A 15,194-nucleotide genomic window follows, 5' to 3' on the forward strand; every position below is an offset into this window, starting at 1 on the left:
CGAGTGGCAATATCGTGTACAATGTTTATGAACAAAAAGCGACAATATCGCGAGGGCGACATCCGTTTTGGAGTTGCACCGTTGGAGCGAAGCACGCGTTGCTATTGTTCACAACAATATTTCTGCTCTGAGCCCAATGGACGGAGACAGAGGAATTTGGTATTGAAACTTATCTATACCAACGCCTTGTAACTCTCCGATATAGAATGGACAAGAGTTATGGTGGCGTTTTTTCAATTCCTCGGGCTTATAGCGCACACGAGGAGGATGTAATATGTCCGGACGGCGCAAAGTAACGACTCGAACACTACGAAAGATGAAAGAAGAGAACAAACGGATTTCGATGCTGACAGCGTATGATTACCCCTCAGCCAAATTGGCAGACCAGGCAGGCGCAGAGATGTTGCTGGTAGGAGATTCATTGGGAATGGTAGTATTAGGGTACGATTCGACCATCCCTGTTACGCTTGATGACATGGTTCATCACACAAAAGCGGTCGTACGTGGTACAAAACATGCTTTCATCTGCACCGACCTTCCGTTTCTCACCTCTCACTATGGACGTGAAGAGCTCTTGCGAGCCGCAGGAAGAATCATACAAGAAGCGGGTGCGCACGCGGTAAAAATGGAAGGCGGGACTGAAATACTAGAAGGCGTCCGCACCTTAGTCCGGGCGGGTATCCCCGTCGTCGGCCATCTCGGGCTTACACCACAAGCCGTGCATCAACTTGGAGGGTTCCGGATTCAAGGCCGCGATCTAGAATCTGCTAGACGCATTGTCCAAGAGGCAAAAGCACTGGAAGAGGCAGGAGTTTGTTCCCTTGTTCTCGAGTGTGTGCCAGCTGAGTTGGCTCAAGAAGTAACGGCGACGATCAACGTTCCGACGATCGGAATTGGTGCTGGTATCCATTGTGATGGCCAAGTCTTGGTTTACCATGATCTCTTACAGTATGGAAGCGACCTTTCTCCTTCCTTTGTCAAAACGTATGCCGATCTGGGTGAGCAAGCGGTAAATGGCATGAAACAGTTTGTAGAAGAAGTGCGCTCCGGCACCTTTCCTGGACCTGAGCATTCTTCCCACCTGTCTCAAGAAGTCGTAGAAGGATTGTATGGAGCAAAAAAAGAGGAGAAAGAGCATGCACCTCATTGAGAAAATCACCTCCTTGCGTACACACTTACAAAAACAAAAAGCGAAGACAGTGGGTCTGGTACCTACCATGGGAGCACTCCACCAGGGACACCTTAGCTTAATCGAGCAAGCAAAGGCAGAGTGTGAGCTCGTCATCGTTTCGATCTTCGTCAACCCGCTGCAATTTGGGCCGAATGAAGATTATGATGAGTATCCCCGTGATTTAGAACGAGATCTTGAACTTGCTGAAGCTGCGGGAGCTGATGTTGTCTTTGCACCGAATAGCGAGGAGATTGTTCCTTCTCCACAGCGGACGAAAGTGACGGTATCCGAGATAACCGAGCGCCTGTGTGGCGCACGACGTCCGGGACACTTTGAGGGAGTAACCACGATTGTATCGAAACTTTTTCATATTGTGCAGCCCGACCGTGCATACTTCGGGTTAAAAGATGCCCAACAGGTAGCCGTCATTGAACGAATGGTGCAGGATTTGCATTTCCCCGTTACGATTGTTCCTTGTCCGACGGTACGGGAAGAAGACGGGCTAGCACTTAGTTCTCGCAATCAATATTTAACAGCGACGGAGCGAGAGCAAGCTCCCATCCTGCGCGAAGCATTACTACAAGCGAAAGCACGTCTCCAATCGGAGCCGAAGATGGACCTCTCCCATTTGGAAGAGGGTGTTCGCGCGCATATTGAGTCCCAACCTCTAGCGGAAGTGGAATATGTGGAAGCGCTTTCCTATCCGAACTTTGACCCACCTACAGACGAGAATCCAACCTTGATCGTGCTGGTAGCTGTCTGGTTTGGATCGACTAGACTTATTGATAACATCCTGATAACAAAGGGGAACAGCGAAAATGTTTCGTCATATGATGAAGGCTAAAATTCACCGTGCAACGGTGACAGAGGCCAATTTAAATTATGTTGGTAGTGTAACGATCGACAAAGATATCTTAGAAAAAGTGGATATACTACCCAACGAACAAGTGCAGATCGTCAATAATAACAATGGAGCGCGCTTGGAAACCTACGTCATTCCGGGTGAACGAGGCAGTGGAGTCATCTGTTTAAACGGAGCGGCGGCTCGTCTTGTACAGCCAGGGGATAAAGTGATCATTATCTCGTATGCGATGATGAGCGAAGAAGAAGTAAAAACACACCAACCCCGCGTTGCCATCATGGGAGAAAGCAACCGTTTAGAAGAAGTCATTGGAGAAGAAGTTCACGCCACGGTCTTATAGCCAGTCATTTATTGTTTTTATGGTCTGAAATACACACCACGTTACCACTATGGGTAACCCGGTGTGTATTTTTTTGATGAAACCAATCTACTGTCACAAGTAGGTGGCTATTTGATCTTAATGGTTTAAATAATCATTTTATATCCTCCGAGCATAAATATAACCATATGAAAGGTACAATTTATGCACATTCATCTTTAGGAGGTAGGCCAAGTGAACCATGCAAGGGTGGAGTCCCTTCATTTCCAGTCATGTGAAGGAGAGTGGCGGGATGCGGGTTTTGTTTTTTGCGCGAAGGGAGAAGGGTGTCAGTTTTTCTTTTCGCATGAGGGTGTATGTTTTTGCTTTCATGAGGGGGCTGAACTAAATTTGCGCTTTGTTAACGGTCTGCCCACGATGGAAGTGAATTTAATTGACCAAAAACAGGTTGCTTACAAAGGAGTTTGGGACGGAATCGACCTCGTTTTCTCAGGAGATGAAAAACATTTAAAGTATGATGTTGTCGTCCATCCACGAGCCTGTGAGAAAGAGGTGCGTTTGGTCTACGAAGGGGCAGAAAATCTCTTCGTCAATGATAAGGGGGACTTGTTTATCCAAACTAGCCATGGGGTGCTACGTGAAGGCAGGCCCGTTAGTTTTCAATGGACGAAGCAAGGGAAAAAGAGCATCCCAACGTCGTTTCAGTTGTATCCGGAGCAAGCGATCGGGTTCGATATCGATTCCACCGTTTATGACCCCACCGAGTTGCTTCTTATCGATCCTATTGTTTTCTACTCTTCCTACCTAGGGGGGAGTGATAGAGATTCCGCGTTCGACGTTGCTGTAGACTCTGCTCAAAATGCATATGTCACAGGCGCGACCCAATCCATGGATTTTCCTGTGACTTCAGGAGTATTTCAAACAATCAATGCGGGAGGAAGCGATGTCTTCATATCAAAAATTAATGCGGGAGGAAGCTCCCTTCTTTATTCGACACTCCTAGGAGGAAGCGAAGCAGATAATGGAAACGGAATTGCACTGGATGTTTTTAACAATGCGTATGTAATTGGGACGACAAACTCAACCAATTTTCCCATTACCCCAAATGCTTTTCAAACCATTTTGGCAGGTGGTTCTGATGCGTTTGTTACCAAGCTAAACGATACAGCCACTTCCCTTGTCTACTCCACCTTTCTTGGCGGAACAAGAAGCGATAGTGGGAATGCGATTGCCGTAGATCCGAATCAATGTGCGTATGGGGTAGGTACTACAGAATCGACCAACTTCCCCATTACTTCCGGTGTTTTTCAAACCAATAACAGAGGAATTACTGATGTTTTTGTCACGAAGTTAAACATTACGGGAAGTGGACTCATCTACTCTACGTACTTGGGCGGAACCGAGCAAGAAAATGGAGGTAATATCGCACTTGATGAAAGTAACCAGGCTTATGTAACCGGTTTTACAGACTCGACCAATTTCCCTGTCACATCAGGAGTTTTTCAGGTTGTTAGTGATGGGTCAAGGACTGCCTTTGTCACAAAATTAAACTCAGATGCTTCTACTTTGATTTATTCCACTTACTTAGGTGGAAGTAATACGGACACTGGCAACGCGATTGATCTTGATGGAGCAAATAATGCTTATGTAATCGGTTTTACACGATCATCAGATTTTCCCACAACGCCGAATGCTTTTCAAAGTACGCTTGCTGGAGCAGCAGATTCTTTTGTTTCCAAGTTGAATGTTGGGGGAAGCGCGCTGATTTATTCCACTTACTTAGGTGGAAGTGGATTTGAAAGTGGTGATGGCATTGCTGTGGATTCTTTTGGTTCCGCTTGGGTCACAGGAACAACTGGGTCTACCAATTTCCCGATAACATCCGATGCCTTCCAGGATAGTCGTGCCGGAACACAAAATAACGCTTTTGTAACAGAAATAAGCTATTCTGGTCAAGGACTTCTCTTTTCTTCTTATCTCGGTGGAGCAGCAGGAATTGACAATGGGAACAGTATTGCACTCGATACAGTAGGCAATGCATATATAGTTGGTCAAACGTCTACCTCTGATGTCCCTAATAATTTCCCTGTTACATTCCAAGCCTTTCAGTCGCAATTTGGCGGTATTCAAGATGGTTTCATTACCAAGGTAGGTAGTCTGACAGCTGTAGGGGCAACCGGTCCGACGGGAGCGACAGGACCTGTTGGAGCGACCGGGGCACAAGGTCCACGTGGACGAAGAGGACGGCGTGGGCCCCGTGGACCAAGAGGTCCACGGGGGAGTGGTGGAGGAGAGTTTGGAAATTAGTTGTTCAAAAAAAGGCATCCTCAGGATGCTTTTTTTGATGAGAAAAAGAGAGAAGGATCCCTTCATCCCTTCCATTCCAACATACAGGCTACCTGCATGGATTCAGGGAAGACGGACATACTTCAAGGTAAGACTTGATGGTTAAGGAGGGTCTCTTGTGTTCCAGGAATGGGTACAACAAGTTCAACAGGAGCTACAAACCATCGATCATCACTTCGCCGAAAGTGATGAATCGCAAAAAGGTTTACTTAAAAATCGATACCAGCAAATTCAAGCGTCTTCACGTCAGTTACTGGAGATTTGGGCCACGGTTGAGGATCAATTAGCCCATTTGGCAAAACAGTACCCTTCCTTAAATGGTGAAGACGAGGAAATGGACGGGGAGTTTTGGATTCATGCGGATACCATTCGCGCCTTTCGTCAAGGGCAGGGGTATTACCAATTGAAATTATTTACACAAGCCCATCCCTATTTTCAACAAGTGGTCTCCTCCGAGCCGGATTTCCTGTTGGGACGACTCTACCTTGCTTTAAACCATTATCAAGCGGAACAATGGGATCAAGCAGAAGAGCAGTTTCAGTGGGTAGCGGATGCTGCCTTGAAAGATGATTATTATCCTTTTGCGGCTTTTGCTTTTCATATGATGGGCTGTGTGAATGTACAACAGAAAAAGGATGAAGATGCGATTCGTTCTTATCAGAGGGCCCTGTCACTACGCAAAGAGAATCCAGATACTTGGTTTAATATGGGGGCTTGCTACTACCGACTTGGTCAATATCAAGAAGCGATTATTCACTTATACCAGGCCCTGTCTCTGGATGAGCACGATTGGGAAGCCATGCAACTCTTATCCGAATGTTACAAAGCAACAGGCCAATGGAAGAGTGTACTTTATTGGCGGTTATCAGCCATGAAGAAAAGTCGTCATCCCTCTGTGATTCAGGCGATTGCTCACGATTGGGAGGAGCGAGGTCAGCCGTTAGAAGCGCTCACTTGGTATAAAAAGTTACTCCGTTTTGATCCTTGGAAACCAGCGGCCTATCATGGCATCAGTTGGAATCTGTGGGCTATAGATGAACGTCCTGCTGCTAAGGTGTGGTTAAAAAAAGGACTTACCCTTTTCCCGAAAAATTCCGATCTCCTTCTTTTTTATGTATGGTGCCTCATCCAAGAAGGGGAAACGGATCTTGCAGCAAAGATACCATCCCAACTGACACAAGAGCTTTTGCATCACCCCGTGTGGCTGGTCATGCGCTCACGGATCGCTTATCAGAATCAGGATGCGGATACAGCCAAACGCTTAGCAGAAGAGGCGACACAGCATATATCCCCTTCACTACAGGCACTTGGGTTTTATCAACTGGGACAGATTCACTTGGAAGAAGATCATCTCAAAGAAGCACTGGCTCATTTTCAGCACGCCACCCGTCTTTGTCCTTCTTGGAAAGAACCTGCTTTCTTCGAAGGGGTTTGTCACTTTCTCGAAGGACGGATGGAAGCCATGCAAGAGTGCTGGCAGTGCATCTGTTAACCCATTCTTCCTCTCATCATGGCGGATTGCTGGTGAAAGACAGGAGCATTTTCAGGTTGTATTGGCTGAAAGGGAGGAGAGAAACATGCATACCATGTGGAAGGGATCCATTCAGTTTGGAATGGTTCACATACCGGTGAAGATGTATGCGGCGACGGAGAAACAAGCGATCTCTTTTCGTTATCTTCATCAAGCATGTCAAACACCGGTCAAAAATGTACGCTATTGTCCGCAGTGCGAAAAAGAAGTGAGCTGGGAAGAGATTATTAAAGGCGTAGAGTATGAAGAGGGGAAATTTGTTTTAATGGACAAAGAAGAATTGGAAGCGATCGCGCCAGATAATCGCAAGGCAATTGCTATTCTGGACTTTGTCGACTTAAAAGAGATTGACCCGATCTACTTCGACCGTACGTATTTTTTAGGTCCGACGGATACAGGAGAACATGCTTATGCGCTCTTACGTGAAGCACTAGCAGAGACAGGGAAGATTGGAGTGGCGCAGATTACCATTCGTTCCAAACAATCATTGGCCGCCTTACGTGTCTACGAAGGGTGTCTGGTTATGGAGACCATCTTCTATCCAAACGAAGTGCGTACGGTGCAGCAGGTACCAGGGCTTCCTAAACAGGAGAAGGATTTGCCTGAGAAAGAAATGAAAATGGCTCGCCAATTGATTGAGAACTTGTCCACTTCATTTGATCCAACGAAATATACAGACTCTTATCGCGAAACGCTTTCTCAAGCAATTGAGCAAAAAATTGCGGGTGCAGAAGTGGTGGAAGCGCGAGGAGCGGAACCGGAGAAAGTGGTCGATCTGATGGAAGCGTTAAAACAAAGTCTAGAAAAGACAAAGAAACCAAAAAAGAGCAAAAAGAAAGCTTAGGGCGAGTCACCTCGCCAATAACGTAAATAAAGTTCATCTGATGTGGGATTGGTCTCTAATTTTTCCCCGGAACCATCATAAATGATCTCCATTTTTTGATAGTGTTCTACTTGCCAATTCCCTTTGCTTGAGCTTGACTGTAGCTGGAGCTGATACTCTGTTCGTGCCGGTTTATTCGACGTGTTTAGGACACTTTGATCTACTGGTGGGATAGTGACGGTCGTGCTGGCTATCAGCAAAGTGATTAGCATCAGATTCACAGCAGCAATTGCGAGTAAGACGGGTTGTCTGTTATCCCACATGTTGACCTCCTCACCAAAGTTCTGGGAAAAGCCAAAGTGCAACAATGATGATGGATGCTTGATAAACAATGGCTAGTACATTATGCGTTCCCGTCGGCTTAGAAATTTGTGTTAGTTGATAGATTTGGAAAACAGCATGGATGATGATTAAGGTAAGGGCAATTTGTACCAAAATGATAGGCATTAGACGTCCCTCCTTTCATTTGTATGTAAAAAGGATTGATTTATACCTTAAGGGGGGAAAGAATTGGAGGAAACGGAACGAATCCAACCGATGGAGCCCGTATTGGTTACAGAGGTAGATCAAAAGGATGGCTATCTTTATCAGGTGAAGTGGGATGGCGTTCGTATCGTAGCTGAAGTGGCAGAAAGCGAGTGCCGCCTTTATACACGAAAGGGAAACGAACGGACCCTCATTTACCCCGAGGTGGTAGAAGGATTAACTGCTCACCGTCGTACAGCCATCTTTGATGGTGAAATGGTGGCCCTTCATCATGGCAAGCCTGATTTTTATCGCGTGTTAAAGCGAGATCGGGTCAACAAGCCCGAAACCGTGTTGCAACAATCACGGAACATACCGGTCCTGTATATGATGTTTGATCTTCTCGCTGTTGGAGGTACTTCTTTGCTACATGTCCCGTTAGAAGAACGATTACATCTTCTAAGCAAAATGAATTTTTCCCATGAAGCACTTGATTATTGTCCATCCTATGAGGATGGGCCTGGTCTTTATGCCGCAACGAAAGAACTGGGGCTGGAAGGGGTGGTGATAAAAGAAAAATCAGGCGTTTACCATCCAGGAAAAAAGCATCCTACGTGGAAAAAAGCAAAACACTTTGATACGATTGAGGCGATCATAGGCGGTGTACTCATAGAACAAGAGCGCGTTCGTTCGTTGCTGATTGGAATAGAAAAGAATGACGGACTTCATTACATTGGTCGCGTCGGCTCCGGATTAACGCAAGCATCTAGGCAACTTTTAACCGATGCTCTGCCCGAACTATCGATTCCACATTCTCCCTTTCACATTCCGCCACTCCGTATAAATTCTAGCATCCGATGGCTACGTCCCACTCTCGGCTGTACGGTTCAGTTTATGGGATGGACACCTGAACAAACGATGCGCAGTCCGTCGCTACTGGGCTTTCAGGGGTAACACCCCGGTTAACCGGGGTGTTTTTTAATACACTCTCCACCAAGGGTAGTAGGGGCCATAAGGAGGTGGGGGTGGTGGATAAGGCGGGTAAGGGGGATAAGGCGGTCGTGGCGGGGGTGGGGGCGGATAAGGTCGGTAAGGAGGGTAAGGTCTGTAAGGAGGATAAGGTGGCCGCGGTGGTGGAGGGGGAGGAGGCGGATAAGGTGGTCGTGGCCCTGGTCCGGGTGGCGGTGGATAAGGTGGTCTTCGTCCTGGTCCAGGTGGAGGGGGATAAGGCGGCCGTGGTCCTGGTCCAGGAGGAGGCGGATAAGGTCGTCTTTGTGTCACCCTGGCGGATGGCTCTTCTTGCTCATTCTTGTGACGATCATCTTGTGCAACCGGTTCTTCCGGTTGAACCTTCACTTTTCTTTTGTGATAACTAGACAATTTTTCTTTCACCTCCTGCTTACCAATAGAATCGACGTCCAATAGGTCCAAAAGGTCGATAGCCCCCATAAAATCCTCGGTAAAACGGGAAAAAGGGATATCCGAAATAGGGAAACCCAAAAAAGGGGAAAAAGGGGCTGTTAATTCGTGCCATTCCGATCTGATTACTAGTAAAAGGGAAGAAAGGTACTGCTGGTGGTGAATAAGATGGTGGAGAACTGGATGTAGGGGCAGGATAATCACTTGCACCGGATTGTGAAGACTCTGGATAATAAGCTTCTGTTGGCACCACGTTTTTCACCCTCCCTCTTTTAAAAGATAGGTACACCCCCAATGTATGTAGGAAAGTGGTAAAGGGACATTTGTCCAAGAAAGATTAGGTATTAGCCCAGTGAAAGGGATAAAGTGAGAGGAGTCATCAGGCTAGTGGAAGAAGTGAAGTGGGTAAAGGTAGAGGGTAGAAAGATCAAGGTGACTCATCCCAATAAGGTATTTTTTGCGGGAGAAGATCTCACCAAATGGCAATACCTACTGGAGTTGCTGCAGATTGCCCCCTTATTGATACCCTACACGCGTACGCGCCCCTTAACGGTTATACGGTATCCAGACGGCGTCAGTGGCAAATCTTTTTATCAAAAAAATGTTCCTTCTTATGCCCCCGAATGGGTTCGAACTGCAAAAATGGGAGACATCCATTACATCCTGCTAGAGGATACTCCCACTCTTATCTGGTTAGGAAGCCAAGCCTGCCTGGAATTTCACACAGCCTTTCATCCTTATTCCAAAGAAATGCCGATCGAGCTCGTTTTCGATCTTGATCCAAGTACAGATCAATGGAGCGATGTGAGAGAGGTGGCCTTCCGTGTTCGTGATACATTAGCTGATCTCCAACTGGAATCAGCCGTAAAAACCTCTGGTGCCACGGGTCTACAGGTTATTGTTCCAATCGTTCAACATTATTCTTTTTCAGATACACGAAAAGTGCTTTCCTTTATCGCGCATTATTTAAAAGAGCGTTTTCCTGATCTCATTACTATTGAACGTGCGAAGAAAGCACGCAAACAACGGGTTTATCTGGATTATCTCCAACACTGGCGTGGAAAATCTCTGATCGCTCCCTATTCACCGCGGGCATCGCTACACGCACGCGTATCGATGCCTATCACTTGGGACGAACTAGCAGAAGGAGCCACACCGGATGATTTTTTGTTATCCCAAGTTCCCAACTGGTTGCAAAAACGACCAGATCCCTTGGCTCCTCTGTATAAGCCGGATCGCCTACAATCATTAGACGCTATTCTCCGCCAACTGGAATGAATTCCACAGAATAAGAAGGCTACAAGGAGAAAACCCAAACCATACTGAAACATCTAGATTACCTGCATTCCAAGCCCAACAGTGATCATCTCTCCCTAAGCTTGCGAGGATGAAAGGGATACGGTATGGTTGACAGAGGATTTTAGCGATCCGTTTTGTGAAGATACATAGGAGGGGCAAAACGTGAAGAGACTTTATACGAATGGAATCATCGTACCGATGACAACAGAAGGAGACCGTTATTTCACAGGAGGTATAGGGGTTAATGGAACCACCATCGATTACATAGGACCGGAGCCCGATCTTTCTTTATACGATGAAGTAATTGATCTAAAAGGGAAAGCTGTTCTTCCTGGATTCATTAACACACACAATCATGCAGCAATGACTCTTCTACGGGGATATGCGGATGACCTCCCATTGAAGACGTGGCTAGAAGAGAAGATGTGGCCGATTGAGGCTCGTTTTGAGGCTCATCATGTACGTGCGGGCACAGCATTAGCATTAGTGGAAATGATCAAAGGGGGCACTACTTGCTTTGCTGATATGTACGATCATATGGATCAAGTAGCTGAAATGGTTGAAACAGCGGGCATGCGTGCTGTTTTATGCCGTGGTGTGATTGGTCTTGGTTCTGAGGAAGAAAGGCAGGCTAAATTGCAAGAAGCCGTTCAGTTTGCACGTGATTGGCATCACGGGGCCGAAGGCCGCATCACGACGATGATGTCCCCTCATGCACCTTATACTTGCCCGCCTAAATACATTGAGCAAATCGTAGAAAAAGCACATGAGCTTCAATTGCCCATTCATACCCACATGTCGGAGACAGTACAAGAAGTAGAGCAAAATGTACAGCAATACGGGAAACGGCCTGTTGCTCACTTACATGAACTGGGTGTATTTGACTTGCCTACCTTGGTCGCTCATGCTGTTCATTTGACCGAAGAGGAAATGGAATTAATGGTTCAATACGATGTGAAGGTGGCTCATAATCCGGGTAGCAATCTGAAACTAGGAAGTGGAGTAGCCCCCATTCCCGCTATGATAAGAAAAGGCATGCGCCCTTCGCTTGCTACAGACGGTGCGGCCAGTAATAACAACCTGGATCTCTTAGAGGAAATCCGGCTAGCTGCCTTAATTCATAAAGGCGTTTCACATGATCCGGAAGCGGTTCCCGCTTTTACTGCACTGCAAATGGGAACGGTCTATGGCGCGGAAGCTCTTTTCTTGGAACAAAAGGTGGGAACATTAGAAGTAGGGAAAAGGGCAGACTTCCTCACTCTCCAGTTATCTGGTGCCCATATGCACCCGCTTCATGATCTTGTCTCCCATATCGTTTATTCTGCTTCATGTGGCGATGTCCAAGACGTCTACATTGATGGAAAACCCATTATGAGAAACCGTGAATGCCTAACCTTGGATGAAGAGCGCATTACATTTGAAGTAACGCGCGCATTTGCATCACTTCATTAAAAAAGAGCCTGTTACCATCTGGCAACAGGCAATAAATGGAGTGGAGTATAGGCAGGAAGAATAATAGTAAAACTACGCGTAAGACTAAACTTTCATGTCAATCTCCAACTGAAACCGTACGGTGGGCTTCTCCTCTGTTGTTGCCATCTGCCAATGGCGACTACACATCGCTGGAGAAGTCCACATTTCGGTGTGAAAAAAAGGTTCGATCTGTTGCCATTCTTCGCTGGACAGGTGGGTTTGCAAAGACTCCCGCACCCATCCGCGGGAAAGGGGAGCTGTCACTCGGCTCACCTCCTCTTGCCTGTGACTTTAGTATCACCTGGGCGAAGGGGGTTATGTCTAACACATTTTGTGCGAATGAGAAGAGCAAAGGGGTATTTGCTCTATAGATGTGACTTTTCCTACTCTTGACGTGCTCTCCATTTTGGAACCACCCATCCCAAGAACTTGTCAATAAGGAAGACGATCAGAATGGAGATCCCGACTAACGGCAACAATACACCGAGAAATAGAATCAAAAGTATCATCCCTTTACTTATTTTCCCCGGTGTTCGAGGCGACCCTCCATTACCCGTTGGTCTCCTTTTCCACCACATCCATACTCCACTGATGACGATCGCTATGAGTCCAAGACAAGAAATCAATCCCAATATTTGATTCGGAAGTCCAAAGTAATGCCCCTCATGAAGAGCGATTCCAATCGAAATCACTTTAGCCAATGCGCCATAATCAGCAAAACGAAGGTCAGCTAACACCTCGCCACTATACTGATCAATATGGAGAGTCGCTTGCTTCTCCGGTTGTTCTGGAAAAACGGAAACGGTGTAGACCCCTGTTTCTCCTTTCGGAAGTGAGATAGCGTAGCCCGGACTCACCTCTTTTTCGCGGGCAATCTGCATCACTTCGTTTACCGATAAGGGAGAAACACCTTCCTTAGATGAAGGTACTGGCAATTGTTCCGCCGCCCAAGCGGCATCCTCGACCACTTCCTTCGTGGGAATGGTGGATTCAGGCTTGTCTCCCCATAATCCTGTGGGGTAACCCGATTGCGTAGCGGTTGCAATCTGGTTTAGTTTCTCGCCAAATACTCCTGACCAAGGTAAGCCAGTTAAGATGAGAATGAGAATGAGGCTGGAAAGCCAAAAAGCGGGTACAGCATGCAAGTCACGAAGAAGGATTCGCTTTCCTTTGTGAACACGTGGCAAGAGAGTGCCAAAAAGAAAAGGCTTTTTACGTGGCCACCAGAGATAAATCCCGGTTAGGATGAGAATAAGTGCCCAGCTTGCAGACAATTCCACAATCCGATCTCCCCATGTTCCCATCATTAGCTCACCATGCAACTTCACCACTTGATTCATCAAGCGGTCTTCTTCCTTTAATTCTCCTACTATGTCACCGTTGTATGGATTGATAAAGAGGGTTTTCACTTCCCCTTTATCAAGTACGCGAATTTGCGTGGTTCGATCCGTTGTGAAGCTTGGTTGGTATTGCAGAATTTCACCATCGGACAAGTCAGGTGACACGCTTTCTAATTGCTGATTCGCTGACCACTTCTCCTCCTGCGGTGTGATGAAATACCAATCCTTGTATATACTCTCTTCGATCTGAGGTTTAAACAGGTAAATGGCACCCGTAATTGATATCAAAATAAGTAAGGGGGCGAATATAAGGCCCGCATAAAAATGCCATCTCCATACCGTGGGATAAAGCTTTTGGGCGGTCTTCTCTTGTTGTTTTTTCTGATGCTGCATTGTTTGTTTCTCCTCTCACTGTAGGGCCAAAAGTATACTTTGGACTCTAAGTATACGAGTGGAGAAGAAGTTAGCCATGACCCATAAGGGCTAGTTCCGGTGTCGAAACCTTGAACAACTTCCACAAATCGTTTTTCCTCGTCTCCACGTGGTATGATGGGTTTTATGAGAAGTGAAGTGGAGAAAGAGGAGAACACATGACAGACAAACAAATTAAGTGGTTCATCTTAATCAGTCCGACGCTGGTGATCGGATTATGGGAATATGTGCGTCATCAATGGCTTCTTCCTTATATTTCAATGGAACTAGGAAATTGGTTGTCTCCGTTATTGGTCTTTATGATTACGGTCACCCTCCTGCGTCGTCTCTTTTATCGTTACGAACAACTTCAAGAGCAATTAAAGCGAGAGCGTACCGAAAAAGCTGTGCTAGAGGAGCGAGAACGAATGGCACGCCACCTCCACGACAGCATTGCGCAATCGCTTTTTTTGTGCTCGGTCCGTGTCCATGCCCTCAAAGAGGTTGAGTCACCGCAACAAGAATGGAACGAAGTCGAAAAGAGCATACGCCATCTGCACGAGACCGTACGGGGAGCTATTGCCAATCTTAAAAGTCCTCCCAGCTTGAAAACGCAGGAAGAATGGGAGCAGCGTCTTCAACTGATAGCGGACGAATTTTCCATGAACAGTGGGCTTCGGGTTCTCCTCGACGTAAGCGAAAGTGGCAATATGCTTCATTCTAAAGCAAAGGTGGAACTCCTGGCCTGTTTACAAGAAGCTCTTACCAACATTCGCAAACACGCGAAGGCGACAGAAGTGACGATCCACTTTCAATCCTCCACTAATGGATGGAAGATGGAGGTTGTAGATGATGGAGAGGTGGAGCAAATCTTTACAAATTCACCGGATACGCTACTGAAGCAAGGTCATTTTGGCTTGGTTATGATGAAAGAGCGATTAGCGGAATTAGGGGCGACATTTACTTTGAGGCGTCATGAAGGGAAAACAAAGGTTTTATTTTCCAAAGGAGAGCGATAAGATGAATGCATCCTATCGTGTCGTTATCGGGGATGATCACGCCCACGCACGGGAAGCGATCCGTATGATTCTAGCGCAAGATCCTGCATTTGAATTGGTAGGTGAAGCAAGTAATGGACAGGAGGCAGTTGATCTAACCAGAAAGATGCACCCCGATTTGGTTTTGATGGATATCAACATGCCGATCCTCAATGGTTTACAAGCCACACGAGTGATTAAAAAAGAAGTTCCCAACACCAAAATTGTGATGGTAACGGTTTCTGATCAAGTATTTCATTTATTTGAGGCCATTAAGCAAGGAGCACAAGGCTATTTATTAAAAAACCTTCATCCTAAAGTATGGTTGGAATACCTACATTCATTGATGGCAGAGGAAGCTCCCATGCCACAATCCATTGCTCATCAAATTCTGCAAGAGCTAAAACCAGGGAAAGATATTGCTCAGACGGAGCGATTAACTCCTCGTGAACAACAGATTTTGCAATGGGTAGCTAAAGGGTTGAGTAACAGAATGCTAGCGCAACAATTAAACATCTCTGAGAATACCGTGAAAAATCATCTAAAAAATATCATGCAGAAACTGCATGTGCATAACCGTGTTCAGTTAACGCGATATGTTTACGGCAAAGGTGAAAGCGAAGAGTGAGCAACATCGC

At 46.3% G+C, this 15,194-nt stretch carries 16 protein-coding genes; 12 read left to right on the top strand and 4 right to left on the bottom strand.

The window, feature by feature from the left end; genetic code table 11:
* Positions 1-274: 274 nt before the first annotated feature.
* The 6 genes from panB to ku all read left to right on the top strand — a co-directional run bounded on the left by panB (position 275) and on the right by ku (position 7,073).
* Complete coding sequence (gene panB, locus AC6RGY_RS05235) at positions 275-1,150, top strand: 3-methyl-2-oxobutanoate hydroxymethyltransferase (protein WP_499860222.1); 876 nt, start codon at positions 275-277, stop codon at positions 1,148-1,150.
* On the top strand, positions 1,137-2,015 hold the full coding sequence (gene panC / locus AC6RGY_RS05240) for a pantoate--beta-alanine ligase (RefSeq protein WP_499860224.1): 879 nt from the start codon (positions 1,137-1,139) through the stop codon (positions 2,013-2,015). The genes panB and panC overlap by 14 nt, the downstream gene beginning before the upstream one ends.
* Entirely contained in the window at positions 1,990-2,373 is a 384-nt protein-coding gene (gene panD / locus AC6RGY_RS05245) for an aspartate 1-decarboxylase (protein ID WP_499860226.1), read from the top strand. Before panC ends, panD begins: the two co-directional genes overlap by 26 nt.
* Before the next feature lie 213 nt (positions 2,374-2,586).
* Entirely contained in the window at positions 2,587-4,659 is a 2,073-nt protein-coding gene (locus AC6RGY_RS05250; RefSeq protein WP_499860228.1) for an SBBP repeat-containing protein, read from the top strand.
* A 157-nt stretch (positions 4,660-4,816) separates the two neighbouring features.
* Positions 4,817-6,190 carry a tetratricopeptide repeat protein gene (locus tag AC6RGY_RS05255; protein WP_499860230.1) on the top strand — a complete coding sequence of 458 codons (1,374 nt, stop codon included), beginning with the start codon at positions 4,817-4,819 and terminating at the stop codon, positions 6,188-6,190.
* Positions 6,191-6,275: 85 nt separating this feature from the next.
* On the top strand, positions 6,276-7,073 hold the full coding sequence (gene ku, locus AC6RGY_RS05260) for a non-homologous end joining protein Ku (protein ID WP_499860231.1): 798 nt from the start codon (positions 6,276-6,278) through the stop codon (positions 7,071-7,073).
* Here ku and AC6RGY_RS05265 read toward each other — a convergent pair.
* Both AC6RGY_RS05265 and AC6RGY_RS05270 read right to left on the bottom strand, forming a co-directional pair.
* Positions 7,070-7,375 (bottom strand): hypothetical protein, encoded by a 306-nt coding sequence (locus tag AC6RGY_RS05265; protein WP_499860233.1) that lies wholly within the window; start codon positions 7,373-7,375, stop codon positions 7,070-7,072. The genes ku and AC6RGY_RS05265 overlap by 4 nt on opposite strands.
* Before the next feature lie 10 nt (positions 7,376-7,385).
* Complete coding sequence (locus AC6RGY_RS05270; protein ID WP_499860234.1) at positions 7,386-7,559, bottom strand: hypothetical protein; 174 nt, start codon at positions 7,557-7,559, stop codon at positions 7,386-7,388.
* Positions 7,560-7,622: 63 nt separating this feature from the next.
* Between AC6RGY_RS05270 and AC6RGY_RS05275 the strand changes: the two genes are divergently transcribed.
* The 4 genes from AC6RGY_RS05275 to AC6RGY_RS05290 all read left to right on the top strand — a co-directional run bounded on the left by AC6RGY_RS05275 (position 7,623) and on the right by AC6RGY_RS05290 (position 11,747).
* Positions 7,623-8,531, top strand: a complete 909-nt coding sequence (locus AC6RGY_RS05275; protein ID WP_499860235.1) for an ATP-dependent DNA ligase — start codon at positions 7,623-7,625, stop codon at positions 8,529-8,531.
* 74 nt (positions 8,532-8,605) lie between these two features.
* Positions 8,606-8,953 (top strand): hypothetical protein, encoded by a 348-nt coding sequence (locus tag AC6RGY_RS05280; protein WP_499860238.1) that lies wholly within the window; start codon positions 8,606-8,608, stop codon positions 8,951-8,953.
* Positions 8,954-9,383: 430 nt separating this feature from the next.
* A complete protein-coding gene (ligD, locus tag AC6RGY_RS05285; RefSeq protein ID WP_499860240.1) occupies positions 9,384-10,274 on the top strand; it encodes a non-homologous end-joining DNA ligase in 891 nt (296 codons plus the stop codon).
* A gap of 219 nt (positions 10,275-10,493) precedes the next feature.
* Positions 10,494-11,747 carry an amidohydrolase gene (locus AC6RGY_RS05290; protein WP_499861468.1) on the top strand — a complete coding sequence of 418 codons (1,254 nt, stop codon included), beginning with the start codon at positions 10,494-10,496 and terminating at the stop codon, positions 11,745-11,747.
* Between the two features lie 84 nt (positions 11,748-11,831).
* Here AC6RGY_RS05290 and AC6RGY_RS05295 read toward each other — a convergent pair whose 3' ends face one another.
* A complete protein-coding gene (locus AC6RGY_RS05295) occupies positions 11,832-12,032 on the bottom strand; it encodes a hypothetical protein (RefSeq protein WP_499860243.1) in 201 nt (66 codons plus the stop codon).
* 119 nt (positions 12,033-12,151) lie between these two features.
* Positions 12,152-13,501: a PepSY-associated TM helix domain-containing protein gene (locus AC6RGY_RS05300; RefSeq protein ID WP_499860246.1), complete on the bottom strand. Its 1,350-nt coding sequence runs from the start codon at positions 13,499-13,501 to the stop codon at positions 12,152-12,154.
* Positions 13,502-13,698: 197 nt separating this feature from the next.
* Between AC6RGY_RS05300 and AC6RGY_RS05305 the strand changes: the two genes are divergently transcribed.
* Positions 13,699-14,538: a sensor histidine kinase gene (locus tag AC6RGY_RS05305; RefSeq protein ID WP_499860248.1), complete on the top strand. Its 840-nt coding sequence runs from the start codon at positions 13,699-13,701 to the stop codon at positions 14,536-14,538.
* 1 nt (position 14,539) lies between these two features.
* Positions 14,540-15,184, top strand: coding sequence for a response regulator (locus tag AC6RGY_RS05310; protein WP_499860250.1), 645 nt, complete (start codon positions 14,540-14,542; stop codon positions 15,182-15,184).
* Positions 15,185-15,194: the final 10 nt, after the last annotated feature.

It is taken from the genome of Mechercharimyces mesophilus, from assembly GCF_059818345.1.